The organism is Staphylococcus sp. GDY8P198P (genome assembly GCF_017891615.1).
Classification (GTDB): domain Bacteria; phylum Bacillota; class Bacilli; order Staphylococcales; family Staphylococcaceae; genus Staphylococcus; species Staphylococcus cohnii.
Genome location: NZ_JAESJQ010000007.1, coordinates 186,929 through 200,213, shown reverse-complemented (window position 1 = coordinate 200,213; position 13,285 = coordinate 186,929). Strand labels below are relative to the sequence as shown.

General features: G+C 32.3%; 15 protein-coding genes. 12 read left to right on the top strand and 3 right to left on the bottom strand.

The window, feature by feature from the left end; translation table 11 throughout:
* Positions 1–88: 88 nt before the first annotated feature.
* Entirely contained in the window at positions 89–1,138 is a 1,050-nt protein-coding gene (locus KA824_RS08110; RefSeq protein ID WP_107384376.1) for a CAP-associated domain-containing protein, read from the top strand.
* Between the two features lie 11 nt (positions 1,139–1,149).
* Positions 1,150–1,584 (top strand): YlbF/YmcA family competence regulator, encoded by a 435-nt coding sequence (locus tag KA824_RS08105; RefSeq protein WP_107384377.1) that lies wholly within the window; start codon positions 1,150–1,152, stop codon positions 1,582–1,584.
* A gap of 67 nt (positions 1,585–1,651) precedes the next feature.
* Here KA824_RS08105 and KA824_RS08100 read toward each other — a convergent pair whose 3' ends face one another.
* Complete coding sequence (locus tag KA824_RS08100) at positions 1,652–2,578, bottom strand: glycerophosphodiester phosphodiesterase family protein (RefSeq protein ID WP_107384378.1); 927 nt, start codon at positions 2,576–2,578, stop codon at positions 1,652–1,654.
* A 131-nt stretch (positions 2,579–2,709) separates the two neighbouring features.
* On the opposite strand from KA824_RS08100, the gene KA824_RS08095 reads away from it, so the two are divergent.
* Positions 2,710–2,961: a YlbG family protein gene (locus KA824_RS08095; RefSeq protein WP_107386412.1), complete on the top strand. Its 252-nt coding sequence runs from the start codon at positions 2,710–2,712 to the stop codon at positions 2,959–2,961.
* 86 nt (positions 2,962–3,047) lie between these two features.
* On the opposite strand, the gene KA824_RS08090 is transcribed toward KA824_RS08095, so the two are convergent.
* The gene (locus KA824_RS08090) at positions 3,048–3,437 is read right to left on the bottom strand and encodes a DUF7147 family protein (protein ID WP_107384380.1); all 390 of its coding nucleotides are present in this window, start codon (positions 3,435–3,437) and stop codon (positions 3,048–3,050) included.
* A 65-nt stretch (positions 3,438–3,502) separates the two neighbouring features.
* Between KA824_RS08090 and rsmD the strand changes: the two genes are divergently transcribed.
* The 3 genes from rsmD (at position 3,503) to KA824_RS08075 (ending at position 5,335) form a co-directional block, all read left to right on the top strand.
* The gene (rsmD, locus tag KA824_RS08085) at positions 3,503–4,045 is read left to right on the top strand and encodes a 16S rRNA (guanine(966)-N(2))-methyltransferase RsmD (RefSeq protein ID WP_181187526.1); all 543 of its coding nucleotides are present in this window, start codon (positions 3,503–3,505) and stop codon (positions 4,043–4,045) included.
* Position 4,046: 1 nt separating this feature from the next.
* Positions 4,047–4,532, top strand: coding sequence for a pantetheine-phosphate adenylyltransferase (gene coaD, locus KA824_RS08080; protein WP_019469279.1), 486 nt, complete (start codon positions 4,047–4,049; stop codon positions 4,530–4,532).
* 302 nt (positions 4,533–4,834) lie between these two features.
* Positions 4,835–5,335: a MepB family protein gene (locus KA824_RS08075; protein ID WP_107384383.1), complete on the top strand. Its 501-nt coding sequence runs from the start codon at positions 4,835–4,837 to the stop codon at positions 5,333–5,335.
* A 283-nt stretch (positions 5,336–5,618) separates the two neighbouring features.
* Here the strand turns inward: KA824_RS08075 and KA824_RS08070 are convergent, their stop codons facing one another.
* Positions 5,619–6,752, bottom strand: a complete 1,134-nt coding sequence (locus tag KA824_RS08070; RefSeq protein WP_107384384.1) for a nucleotidyltransferase — start codon at positions 6,750–6,752, stop codon at positions 5,619–5,621.
* A gap of 126 nt (positions 6,753–6,878) precedes the next feature.
* Between KA824_RS08070 and KA824_RS08065 the strand changes: the two genes are divergently transcribed.
* The 6 genes from KA824_RS08065 to pheT all read left to right on the top strand — a co-directional run bounded on the left by KA824_RS08065 (position 6,879) and on the right by pheT (position 13,285).
* Positions 6,879–7,415 (top strand): YceD family protein, encoded by a 537-nt coding sequence (locus tag KA824_RS08065; RefSeq protein WP_107384385.1) that lies wholly within the window; start codon positions 6,879–6,881, stop codon positions 7,413–7,415.
* An 81-nt stretch (positions 7,416–7,496) separates the two neighbouring features.
* On the top strand, positions 7,497–7,670 hold the full coding sequence (gene rpmF, locus KA824_RS08060; RefSeq protein ID WP_019469283.1) for a 50S ribosomal protein L32: 174 nt from the start codon (positions 7,497–7,499) through the stop codon (positions 7,668–7,670).
* Between the two features lie 124 nt (positions 7,671–7,794).
* The gene (locus KA824_RS08055; RefSeq protein WP_181187525.1) at positions 7,795–8,739 is read left to right on the top strand and encodes a M23 family metallopeptidase; all 945 of its coding nucleotides are present in this window, start codon (positions 7,795–7,797) and stop codon (positions 8,737–8,739) included.
* A 17-nt stretch (positions 8,740–8,756) separates the two neighbouring features.
* Positions 8,757–9,497 (top strand): TrmH family RNA methyltransferase, encoded by a 741-nt coding sequence (locus tag KA824_RS08050; RefSeq protein ID WP_107384387.1) that lies wholly within the window; start codon positions 8,757–8,759, stop codon positions 9,495–9,497.
* Between the two features lie 327 nt (positions 9,498–9,824).
* Positions 9,825–10,883 carry a phenylalanine--tRNA ligase subunit alpha gene (gene pheS / locus KA824_RS08045; RefSeq protein ID WP_107386411.1) on the top strand — a complete coding sequence of 353 codons (1,059 nt, stop codon included), beginning with the start codon at positions 9,825–9,827 and terminating at the stop codon, positions 10,881–10,883.
* On the top strand, positions 10,883–13,285 hold the full coding sequence (gene pheT, locus KA824_RS08040; RefSeq protein ID WP_107384389.1) for a phenylalanine--tRNA ligase subunit beta: 2,403 nt from the start codon (positions 10,883–10,885) through the stop codon (positions 13,283–13,285). Before pheS ends, pheT begins: the two co-directional genes overlap by 1 nt.

The following is a 13,285-nucleotide window of genomic DNA, read 5'->3' as shown; positions in this document are numbered from 1 at the left end:
TACAAATTAACAAATTTGAGGACATGCCTTGCTTGTATCTGTCATAAACATGTACAATGAACCAAAGAATAATGTAGGTGGATGAGCGATGAAGAAACTAATAATTAAAGTTATTGGTGTATTATTATTGATTTGTTTTATAATTTATCTATTTTACTCACCGCGTTTGAAATTTGATGTTTTAGAAAATCCTAATAAAGAAACTTCAAAAACAACACAAAACAAAGATTTTCAAAACAAAAAAACAAATGTTGAAAATCCTAAACTTAAAAAAGGTGTGGGTACTTGGATTGGACAAGATTTACATAATTTAACTGATAATTATGGACAAGCAGATAGGGTCTATTCATATAAAGGTGGTTTTAAAAACTACGTATATAAACAAAAAAATCAGTATTATCTTGTCACAACGAAAAAAAATAAAATTAAATCAGTTTATGCCACTGGTAAAAATGCTAACGTTAATCCAGTTGAAATTGGTGATAATGCAGCGCATGTTTTTGAAAAGTACAGTATCAATCCAGAGCCAACGATTAAAGCTAATGGAAAAGCGTATGAAATAGAACTTTCAGATTCAGATATGAAAACACAGACACTTATAAAATTCAATAATGTTTACGCACAAGTATATATTGATCAACAAGCTAATGAAATCGTAGGTGTAAGATATTTAGATAGTGAAGCATTAATAGCATTCAAACCCTATCAAATGATTACTGCGCAAGAAGATAAAAAAGTGAAAAATAATTATAAAAAAATACCATATGAACAAAATGCAAATCAATTGATGACACTTTATGAAATAACTAATGAGATGCGCAAATTAAAAGATGCTAAGCCTTTAAAAATCAATAATGACGTAGCTCATATTGCATCATATAATTTGTACGAAGCAATTGATACTGATAGTGTAGAATTTACAGAAGATGCCTTGAAACAAAAGCTTAATGAACAAAATATTTCTTTTGTTTCTACTAGTCAAAATGTAGGATATGATTTTAACGAAGTACCAACTTTAATCCATAGTTGGTTAAATTCTGATATTCATAGATCAAGGATGTTAAATTCTAAATACAATGAAGTCGGCGGCGAAGTGTCAAACGGTTATTATACAATTATTTTCATTGAAGATAAGTAGGAGAGGATATAATGATAACAGAAGAAACTTTGAACATTCTTGATGATATTGAATATTTAAGTGATAAAATACTTGATTCACGATTATATCATTCATTTAAAATAGCAGAACAAAATTTACAAGAAAATGATGAAGCGCATTTACTCTATCAAGCTTTTTTAAAATCAAAAGAGCAATATGACGAAATAATGAGATTTGGAAAATATCATCCAGATTATCAAAAAGTGATGTTAGAAACACGTAAACGAAAACGTGCTTATGAAATGCTACCAGTAGTTATGGATTACAAACAAAAAGAAGTTGCATTACAAGATTTAATAGACGAGGTTATAGTGAAAATAGCTTATGCTGTATCTGAAAATGTAAAGATAGAAACAGGTAATCCATTTTTCCAAAAAGATGCAAGTGGTTGTGCAACAGGTGGTTCTTGTAGCTGTTCCTTATAGCAAATCAGTGCTGAAATGTTAATTAATATAAAAGCTGGGCACTTGTAGTGACCCAGCTTTTATATAACTATTTATTTTGATAGGTGTTTTTAAATCGTTCTGCTAAATCAGGTCTGTCAGTGACTATAGTATGCACCTCGTTTTTGGCTAAATCATTCATTAAATCTAGATTATTAATACCATAAAAACCAGGGACAATATTACGTTCATTTAACCACTGTATAAATTTAGGTGAAGTCAATTTAATACCTTTAAACGTCACTGGCATTTGAAATGTATGTGCTTGTGGTTTAAATGTGTTACCTAAACCTGATTTGAATTTTAAGAAGCCTTCTGCCACTTCGCTCTGACTTGCTCCAATAGCTATTGTGTAGTTGCTTACTTTTTTGAACCTTTCAATTTGATCGCTTTGAAAACTAGTAACTAAAACACGATTTTGCGCGTGGTTTTTAACAATGATATCATAAATGATTTTAGGTGCTAATTTACCTTGATCACTTTGTGAATCATCTTTAAGGTCAACATTTATAAGTGTGTTAGGATATAATTTTAATAATTCATCAAAAGTTAGTATTTTAGTGTCAGTGTGATTACGATAAGGTGTTAACCCGTTTAAATCCGTAAAATGATAACCTGCGTCTAATTGCTTTAATTCTGTTAAAGTATGTGTTGCTACTTTTCCTGAGCCGTTTGTCGTACGATCAACATCTGCATCATGAAAAACCACTAATTGTTGATCTTTAGTCAATCTCACATCAATTTCGAATCCATCAATATGATGTGATAAAGCATTGTCAAATGCGAGTTTTGTCAGTTCAGGTTTCACTGCCATACCACCACGGTGTGCGAAGATATACGGTGCAGGCTTAGAGAAAAAAGGCGGGATTTCTTGGTTCATAGGTTTAGCTTTATATTTTGAAAAGAAAATAACACTACCTACTAAACCAACCGTACCTAGAAATGCACCTTTTATTAATTTGTTAATTGTTGTCATGCGCAAATCCTCCTTGATTTGAGTATATACAGTAATATAGCAAATGTTAGCTATTGTTCAAAATAATTGTTATTTATTAATCGAATTAGACATGATATTATAAAGTGGCTAATAAATGGAGTGATAATTGTATGAATATTGTATCTAGAACAAGTTTAGTTATATATTTAAAACATATGAAACACGAACGCCAAATTAGAAAATTTGGACATATTGTCAGTACGAATAAGCTACAACGCAATGTTATTATGTATATAAATGAAGAAGAAGCGGACACAATTGTAGATAAACTTATGAACTTAAAATATGTAAAACATATTGCAGGTTCTCCTTATAAATATCTTAAAAAGGAATATCCCAAAGAACAACATGAATTTTCTTGATTATATGATACTTAAATAAATTTTTAATTAACAAGCAAAGTCACTTTAGATTTAAATATAGCTACGTGACTTTGTTTTATTTACTATTATTGTAATGGTGGTATCCATCTTTGAAGTCGCAATACACTGATTAGATAATTGAAATAAATATTGTTGGAATGAAAATGCTCAGGTGGTTGCACATCAATTTCTTTTACATCAATGTTGAAACGTGTTGCTTGTTCATTAATTAAATCGAATTTTTTGTTTGAATGAGGATATGGATATTTAACCGCATTTACCATAATATACATCGCTTGGAAATGTTTACCATGTGTAGGTTTCATAATAATCGCCACTGAAGATAATTGTTTATCAAAAGTAGGGGTGTGGAAATAAACGATATGCTCAATTCTTGCATGATTGTATTCTATAAGTGTTGTAAATTCAAATAAGTCTGTAAGGCCTTCGCCCAATTGTATAAATGCTTGTTTCATTTTGCCCCTCCTTTCATGCAGTATGTATTATATAAAAATAACTTAAAGAATGGAAGTGTTTCTCAATGAGAGTGATTTCTGGAATCCATAAAAGTAAACCATTAGAAAGTATGGAAGGCCGTAACACTCGGCCTACGATGGACAAAGTTAAGGAAGGTATTTTTAACAGCCTACATGAAGTATCAGGTATCGGGTTAGATTTATTTGCTGGAAGTGGTGCTTTGGGTATTGAAGCATTGTCTCGGGGAATGGAAAAAGTAATTTTTGTAGATCAAAATTTTAAAGCAATAAAAATCATCAAAGCGAACCTTCAACATTTAAACATCTCTTACCAAGCGGAAGTATATAAAAATAATGCGGATAGAGCCCTTAAAGCACTTTCAAAAAGAGCGATGCAATTTGATGTTATATTTTTAGACCCACCTTATGATAAAGGATTAATTGATGAAGCACTGGACGGAATTATAAAGTTTAATTTATTAAAAGAAAATGGTATTATCGTTTGTGAGTTCAATCATAAAGAAGAGATTGATACAAAATCATTTCATGTGATTAAAAGATATCATTATGGATTAACAGACACTTTGTTATTAGAAAAAGGAGATTAAAATGTCTACAACTAAAGCAGTGATTCCAGGAAGTTTTGATCCAATTACATATGGCCATATTGACATCATTGATAGGAGTGCCGATCGTTTCGATGAATTGCATATTTGTGTTTTGAAAAATAACAACAAGTCGGGGACCTTTTCAGTTGATGAGCGCATTGAATTAATAGAAGCATCTGTAAAACACCTTGATAATGTTACAGTACATCATTTTAATGGATTACTTGTAGATTTTTGTGATGAAATTGGTGCGCAAACAATTATTAGAGGATTAAGAGCTGTAAGTGATTTTGAATACGAATTGAGATTGACTTCAATGAACAAAAAGTTAAATAGTAATGTAGAAACTATGTACATGATGACAAGTACAAATTATTCCTTTATTAGTTCGAGTGTAGTGAAAGAAGTGGCTGCATATAAGGCTAATGTATCAGATTTTGTACCAGAACATGTTGAAAAAGCGTTGAATGAAAAATTCAAGAAATGATAAAGAACCACTTCCCAACTTGTTGGGTTAGTGGTTCTTATGCATGAGCTAAAGCTCAGGTAATCCTTAATACCACTTCCCAACTTGTTGGGTTAGTGGTTCTTATGCATGAGCTAAAGCTCAAGTAATCCTTAATACCACTTCCCAACTTGTTGGGTTAGTGGTTCTTATGCATGAGCTAAAGCTCAGGTAATCCTTAATACCACTTCCCAACTTGTTGGGTTAGTGGTTCTTTATGCATTCAGCAGAATGAAAGAAAGTAAACGTTGCACACTTCACGGTGAACAATTGAAGATAAAAGGGTGATAATCATTAACTTTAACTCGAGTTTATTATTTAATAAATTAAAAGAAACGAAATTAGCATTTTCATTGAAAGATTTAAATATAGAAACCTGGAATCAAGATTATGAAGCTATCAATTTTATTTTTAATAACATCACTTTTAAAAGTAGATTAGCTAAAAAAACACCGAAGAAACACGGCTACTTTGTTGCAATATGGCATAAAAATAATCAAGGGAACAATGTACCTTTTACTTATGATGAAATAGCAGATAAATTAGTTGTTAATATTATAGATGGTGTACAAAAAGGACAATTCGTTTTTCAAAAAGAAATACTCATGCACAAGGGTATAATTAGTTCTGAAAATAAAAAAGGGAAAATGGCTTTTCGTGTTTATCCAAGTTGGGAAAAGGATTTAAACAAAACTGCGCAGCTTAGTCAAAAATGGCAACTCGAATATTTTGTTGATTTGTCAAATGATGTTGATGAACAAAAGATAATTGAATTATATACATAGTGTTGACGCAAGATATCTAATATAAACATCCACTATTTTTTATTTCGTCTAATTGCGAACAATAAATGATACATAGGTATTTTTTGTAATGAAAAGTAAAGTGAAAGTGATTCAAACAATCTATTGTTTGAAATATAAATTGAAATACTATCATAATAAACGAGCCGAATACTAAAGTGTCCTACTATAAAAAAGCCTGAGTATGAAATTTTTATAAATTCATGCTCAGGCTGATTATACTAGAAATGAAATTTTAAATGTTTTCGAGTAGTAATTATTCATTTTAAACGCGTAATACATGTGTATTAAAATCTGTTTCTGTACGATTAGAAAGCAAATTATAAATGTGTGTTGAATGGATTTCTTGCTCAAATAAATGCGCATTTTGTTGATTTAGTTGCGTAATGAAATGACGTTCTGGAAATTTTTTCTTTAAGTATTTTAAATATTGTTGACCTTTTGATGACATACCAAGGATATGCACTGCTTTTATGTCGTTATGTTTATGCTGGTGTTGAAAGTTTAGTAAAATATTCATTAATATACGTTGTATATGCGTATATGTATATCTCTTTGTTTTAATCAACGACATTAAATGCTCAAATGATGAGGCATATCTGATTTTATCTAATATGCGATTTTCTAATCCTTCCCTCATCGTATAGATATTTTTCAATGAATTTGTTGTATGACTTAAAATAGCATATTTAATATACGGAAATGTATCTTCTACAGTCGCGTGTGGTTCTTGATAAAGCTGTTGTATTGAGTTAGGAACAACCGATTTCCATAGGTCATTTTGAGTTTGTAATGCATTGCGAATGGCAGTGCCACTAGCGAAATTTAAGTTTGAAATGTTGAAATCATGGTGATGACTACTTTCTCTTGATATCGTCCAAGGTTTGATATGTGGTGCTAACTTTTGAATTGCCCGCATATAAGAAATACCTAGTGTATTATTTGGAGAAGATAATAACGTATGATTGTTTAAAAGTTCACTTAATATTCTGGGATAACTTTTGCCTTCTTTTAGTTTCATTGAAAATTCAGATGTTTGTTCTATTTTAGAGATGTCTTTTTGCAATTCATGAAATGAATCGATATCACCTGATTCACTACCAAATGATAGATGATTTGCGTCAACATAACTTGCTATTTGGACAGCTGTTTCTGCAAAATATTGTCCTGCTGATAAAGCAGCTACTGCTGGCAATTCAATGACTAAATCGACAGCACTCAATGCCATTCGGGTGCGTATAAATTTATTATATATAGCTGGTTGCCCTCTCATAACAAAATTACCACTCATAATGGCTATTGATATTTCAGAATCGGTTATTGACTTTGATGTCTGGGCATGGTATAAGTGACCATTGTGGAAAGGATTATATTCAGTGACTAGTGCAACGCTTTTCATTTGCAATTCTCCCTTTCAGAATTCATTATAGATATTGTATCAGATTAATTTGTGTTAAGAAAAAATCTTGACAACTTTTATCTATAAAGTTAAAATAAATTTTGTGCTTGTTAGAGGTGAAGCCATATGAAATGGTCAATAACACAATTAAGAAAATTCCAAGATAAACCATTTGAGTTCCATCAAACGGTGAATTTTGATCATTTAGTAAAATCATTAGATTTAATAGATCTATCTGATATTGATGTTGAGGGTGAACTAACTGTCAAATCAAATGAAGTCATTGCAGATATGCATATAACTGGAACCTATACGATGGCATGTGCCCGTACGTTAGTACCAGTCGAAGTTCCTATTGATATAAAATCACAAGAAATTTTTGATTTAGAAGGTAACGAGTATATAAGTGATGACGAGGAAGATGAGCATTATCATGATGCCACAGACGGCATGATTAATCTAAAAGATATTGCTGAAGAACTTGTTATTATAGAAAAGCCAATGCGTGCTTTTGCAAATAATAGCGATCAGATGTTACGTGAAGGTAATGGTTGGGAAGTTATTGACGAGGAACAAGCGGTTGAGCTTGCTGAAGAAGAGGAAACTGAGCAAATCGATCCTAGGCTTCAAAAACTACAACAATTATATGACGAAGAGCAATAGCGGATTTAAATAATTTATAGTATAATAGATTATTGAGTCTGAAAATAATTTAGTAATGTATGAATATAAGGAGGATATATCATGGCAGTACCAAAAAGAAGAACGTCAAAAACAAGAAAAAATAAACGTCGTACTCATTTTAAAATTTCAGTACCTGGTATGACAGAATGCCCAAATTGTGGTGAATACAAATTATCTCACCGTGTTTGTAAGAACTGTGGTTCATACAAAGGTGAAGAAGTTGTATCTAAATAATTTCATTTATTTAAAGGCTAATGTATAGCCGAGATTAATCGTTCATTAATTATTCATATAATAATTTTTGAGCGATTTTTTATTTTATAATACTAATGCTATATACAATTGATGGGTTGTGTAAATGATGATTGAAATAAATGCACAAGTAATTTTAGAAAAAATAGAAAAAAGTGATAGCGAATGGTTATATAATCAGTTTAGTGATTATTTCCAAGAAATTTCTTCCTATCACGAATTAGAAAGATTATTGAAATCTTATAATACAATTAGGCATAAAAATATATTATATAAACACATACAACTCAATTATAAAGAAGAATACATATGGTTGGATGTAAAGCAAACATCTGGTATTAGTGTGACTTTAAATAAATATCATGAAATTATTGGTTTCGTTCTTATGCCTATCAACTTGGCAAACAGGCATAAAGAAACGAAATTAAGGTATACGATACCAGTTCCAAACAGTTGGTTTGTTTACGCTGGCGGAGAAAATGAACTTTTAAACCATCATTACTCATACAAAAATCAAAGTCATGCATTAGATTTAGTTTTTGTGAAGGATCATCTTACTTATCAGGGCAATCCTAATAGCTGTGAAAGTTATTATAGTTATGGTCAAAGTGTGATTGCACCAGCAAATGGCGTTGTAATAGACATTGTAGACGGAATACCAGATGCACCATCGGGTGAAAATAATATGAAACACCCTGAAGGGAATTACATCATTATTAAACATACAAGCAAAGAGTATAGTATGATAGCATATCTTAAACCAGACACATTTGAAGTGAATGTTGGAGATTATATAAGACGTGGGCAATTAATTGCACGAGTAGGAAATTCGGGTAACACAATGGAACCGCACATACATTTTCAAATTATGAATCAAAGCAACCCACAATTCGCCAAAACTTATAAGATTAGGTTACTAGATAACGTTTTGCCTGAAAAAGGTGATATGGTAAGTTATAGTGGAGACAGTATTATTATAGAAAATCAATTTGACTTAGCTAGAAGATGTAAGCAATTAAGTTCTAATATTAGGCATATATTTAAAAATTGAAATAAAGAGGCTATATTATGGAAATGATAACTTCTGCACAAAATAATAAAATTAAAAGTGCAAATAAATTAAAAAAGAAACGTGAAAGAGATAAAACAGGTCATGTACTTATCGAAGGTGTACATTTAATTGATGAAGCATATAAGAGTAATATAAAAATATTACAATTATTCGCAATTGATATCGATAGACTAGATGAGCAATTAGTGAATGATGCAGAAGAAGTATATGAAATAAATATAAAAGTTGCGGAATCATTGTCTGGTACGGTAACACCACAAGGATTCTTTGCGATTATAGAAAAAGTACATTATGAGGAACGCGCATATCAGCAAGTACTACTGTTAGATCGTATTCAAGATCCAGGTAATATGGGGACATTAATACGTACTGCGGATGCGGCAGGTATTGATTTAATCGTGCTAGAAAAAGGAACCGCAGATCCATATCAAGATAAAGTACTACGTGCAAGTCAAGGTAGTGTTTTTCATATTCCTATTATCACTAGAGATTTAAGTGAATTTATAGATGGTTTTAATGGAAATGTTTATGGTACAGCATTAGAGAACGCTATCCCTTATAATCAAATGGAACATCAAGAAAAATTTGCGCTGCTCCTTGGAAATGAGGGAGAAGGTGTCAACCCTAATTTATTAACACAAACGACTCAGAATTTAAACATTCCCATATATGGGCAAGCAGAAAGTTTAAATGTTGCCATAGCTGGTAGCATATTATTGTATCATCTCAAAGGTTGACCCTTTGAATGAACTTCGTATATAATACAAGTATCAATGAAAAATATTAACCTATAAAAAGACGTAAACTAATTGAGACAGTTGTTCAAGGGAGATTATTCATAGACTGAAAGATAATCCACTGTAATTGGTTTTTTTCATCTTTTTGGTTACTTAAAGAAATTTAAGTCGGAAATCATTTCCGTTATCAAAGATTACAAGTGTATGCGTGTGCATAAATTTGGGTGGTACCACGGAAAGCTTTCGTCCCAGTTTTAAGGGATGAAAGCTTTTTTGTATGCATTTATTGTTTATTTGAAAATATAGATCTTAAATAGGAGGCAAAGTATGGCACAAACAGAGGCAATGTCTGAGATTAAACAACAAGCATTAGTTGATATAAATGAAGCTCAAAATGAAAAAGAGTTACAAGATGTCAAAGTCAAATATCTAGGTAAAAAAGGTTCTGTGACTGGTTTGATGAAACATATGAAAGAATTATCAAACGAAGAGAAACCAGCATATGGCCAAAAAGTAAATGAAGTGAGACAAACGATCGAGGGTGAGATTGAATCCCGTCGAGAGGTTTTAGCAAATGCAAAATTAGAACAACAGTTAAAAGAAGAAAAAATTGATGTAACGTTGCCTAGCCGTAAAATTTCAATAGGTGCTAAGCATCCTTTAACAAGAACGATTGAAGAAATTGAAGATTTATTTTTAGGATTGGGCTATGAAATTGTTGATGGATATGAAGTTGAAAAAGATTATTACAATTTTGAAGCATTAAATTTACCAAAATCTCACCCAGCGAGAGATATGCAAGATAGTTTTTATATTACAGAAGATATTTTAATGCGCACACATACGTCACCAGTTCAAGCGAGAACAATGGAACAACGTAATGGTCAAGGACCAGTGAAAATATTATGTCCCGGTAAAGTTTATAGACGTGATTCTGACGATGCAACACACAGTCATCAATTTACGCAAATTGAAGGTTTAGTTGTAGACGAAAATATTCAAATGAGTGATTTGAAAGGGACATTAGAGTTGTTAGCCAAACAATTATTTGGTGAAGACAGAGAAATTCGTCTTCGTCCAAGTTACTTCCCATTTACTGAACCATCTGTAGAAGTTGATGTTTCTTGTTTTAAATGTGGTGGCGAGGGATGCAATGTCTGTAAACAAACGGGTTGGATAGAGATTTTAGGGGCAGGTATGGTTCACCCGAATGTACTAGAAATGGCTGGATTTGATGCAACGAAATATACAGGATTTGCTTTTGGTATGGGACCAGATAGAATTGCGATGCTCAAGTACGGTATTGAAGATATACGTCATTTCTATACGAATGATGTGCGTTTCTTAGACCAATTTAAAGCAGTAGAAGATAGAGGTGAGTTATAATGTTTATTTCAAAAGAATGGTTAGAGACATTTGTAGAAATTAATCAACCTGTCAATGTTCTAGCAGAAAAAATTACACGCACAGGTATTGAAGTAGATGATATTATTGATTACACAAAAGACATTAAAAATTTAGTGGTTGGATATATTCAATCTAAAGCACCGCATCCAGATGCAGATAAACTAAGTTTATGTCAAGTTGATATAGGTGAAGAAGCACCAGTGCAAATTGTTTGTGGTGCACCTAATGTAGATGCAGGACAGAGTGTCATTGTGGCAACTGTAGGTGGACGTTTACCTGGGGGAATAAAAATCAAAAGAGCAAAATTACGAGGTGAACGTTCAGAAGGAATGATTTGTTCATTACAAGAAATTGGTATTTCCTCAAATCTAGTTCCTAAACAATTTGAAGAAGGTATATATGTATTTACCTCAGATGTCAAACCTGGAACAGACGCCCTTACGGCTTTATATTTAAATGATCAAGTTATGGAATTTGATTTAACACCAAATAGAGCAGATGCATTAAGTATGATAGGTACAGCTTATGAAACAGCTGCACTTTATAATATGCCATTGAAAAAACCAGAAACACAATGCGAGACAACGAACGAACAAGCCGCTGATGAATTAAGTATTAGTGTTCAAAACCAAGACAAGGTACCGTACTACAGTGCTAGAATAGTGAAAAATGTTAAAATCCAACCATCACCAGAATGGATGCAAATGAGATTGATTAAAGCAGGTATTCGACCAATAAATAATGTTGTAGATATTTCAAATTATGTATTATTAGAATATGGTCAACCACTGCATATGTTTGATAAAGACCACATCGGCTCTGATCAAATAGAAGTGCGCCAAGCCAAAGCAGAAGAAAAAATGACAACACTAGATGATCAAGAGAGAACATTAAAAGAAAGTGATATTGTTATTACTAATGGTGATAGTCCTATTGCAATTGCTGGTGTTATGGGCGGCGATTTCTCAGAGGTGACTGAAAATACCACAAATGTCATCATCGAAGGTGCAATTTTCGACCCAGTTTCAATTAGACATACTTCCCGACGTTTAAATTTGCGTAGTGAAGCTTCAAGTCGATTTGAAAAGGGTATTGCAACAGAATTTGTAGACGAAGCGGTAGACAGAGCTTGTTATTTGCTACAACAATATGCGAGTGGAACGGTGGTACAAGATCGTGTAGCTGCAGGCGACCTTGGCCAATTTGTTACTCCAATTGAAATTACTGTTGAAAAAGTAAACAAAACGATTGGTTTTGATTTATCGAGAGAAGAAATTGAAGCTATTTTTGTTCAACTAGGCTTTGAAACAACACTAGAAGGTAATGCATTGACAGTAATGGTTCCGTCTCGTCGTAAAGATATTACAATCAAAGAAGACCTAATCGAAGAAATTGCTCGAATATACGGTTATGATGAAATTCCTTCAACGTTACCTGTGTTTGAACATGTAACACCGGGTACATTAAATGATAGACAAGCAAAAACAAGAATAGTAAAAGCGACATTAGAAGGTGCCGGTTTAAGCCAAGCGATTAATTACTCACTTGTAGATAAAGCACGTGCAACTGATTTTGCACTGCAAGATCGCTCAACGATATCATTGCTGATGCCTATGAGTGAAGCACATGCTACTTTGAGACAGAGTTTGATTCCTCATCTCATTGATGATGTGTCTTATAATGTAGCTCGAAGTAATCATCATGTTGCGCTATATGAATTAGGGCGTGTATTCTTCGGCAATGAGGAAGATCAATTGCCAGACGAGGTAGAATATTTAAGCGGTATATTAACAGGAGATTATGCTGTTAATACTTGGCAAAGTAAAAAGGAAGCAATTGATTTCTTTGTAGCAAAAGGTATCGTTGAACGTATTGCAGAAATTTTAGACATTCAATTTGAATATGAAGCTGGTGAAATAACTGGATTACACCCTGGTAGAACTGCATTGGTTAAATTAAATAATGAAATCGTTGGATTCGTAGGGGAGTTACATCCGCAAACTGAAAATGATTATGATTTAAAACAAACTTATGTATTTGAACTTAATTACGATAAGTTGATGTCAGTTTCAGTAGGTTACATTAATTATCAACCAATACCAAGATTCCCTGGTGTATCAAGAGATATTGCACTAGTCATTAATCGTGCAACGCCATCAGCCCAAATCGTTAATGTGATTAAAAATAACGGTGGCGACATTTTACAAAAAACGGAAGTCTTTGACGTTTATGAAGGTGAACATGTGGCAGAAGATGAAAAATCAATTGCACTTCGTTTATCATATTTAGATACAAAACAAACACTTACAGATGATAAAGTAAATGAAGTACATGATCGTATTTTAGAAGCCTTACAAGCAGAAGGTGCAACGATTAGATAA

Coding starts and splice junctions, on each gene's coding strand:
- pheS (WP_107386411.1), top strand. CDS start 9,825: ATGGCACAAACAGAGGCAATGTCTGAGATTAAACAACAAGCATTAGTT.
- KA824_RS08090 (WP_107384380.1), bottom strand. CDS start 3,437: ATGAAACAAGCATTTATACAATTGGGCGAAGGCCTTACAGACTTATTT.
- KA824_RS08095 (WP_107386412.1), top strand. CDS start 2,710: ATGAATATTGTATCTAGAACAAGTTTAGTTATATATTTAAAACATATG.
- rpmF (WP_019469283.1), top strand. CDS start 7,497: ATGGCAGTACCAAAAAGAAGAACGTCAAAAACAAGAAAAAATAAACGT.
- KA824_RS08055 (WP_181187525.1), top strand. CDS start 7,795: ATGATGATTGAAATAAATGCACAAGTAATTTTAGAAAAAATAGAAAAA.
- pheT (WP_107384389.1), top strand. CDS start 10,883: ATGTTTATTTCAAAAGAATGGTTAGAGACATTTGTAGAAATTAATCAA.
- KA824_RS08100 (WP_107384378.1), bottom strand. CDS start 2,578: ATGACAACAATTAACAAATTAATAAAAGGTGCATTTCTAGGTACGGTT.
- KA824_RS08110 (WP_107384376.1), top strand. CDS start 89: ATGAAGAAACTAATAATTAAAGTTATTGGTGTATTATTATTGATTTGT.
- KA824_RS08070 (WP_107384384.1), bottom strand. CDS start 6,752: ATGAAAAGCGTTGCACTAGTCACTGAATATAATCCTTTCCACAATGGT.
- KA824_RS08105 (WP_107384377.1), top strand. CDS start 1,150: ATGATAACAGAAGAAACTTTGAACATTCTTGATGATATTGAATATTTA.
- KA824_RS08065 (WP_107384385.1), top strand. CDS start 6,879: ATGAAATGGTCAATAACACAATTAAGAAAATTCCAAGATAAACCATTT.
- rsmD (WP_181187526.1), top strand. CDS start 3,503: ATGAGAGTGATTTCTGGAATCCATAAAAGTAAACCATTAGAAAGTATG.
- KA824_RS08050 (WP_107384387.1), top strand. CDS start 8,757: ATGGAAATGATAACTTCTGCACAAAATAATAAAATTAAAAGTGCAAAT.
- coaD (WP_019469279.1), top strand. CDS start 4,047: ATGTCTACAACTAAAGCAGTGATTCCAGGAAGTTTTGATCCAATTACA.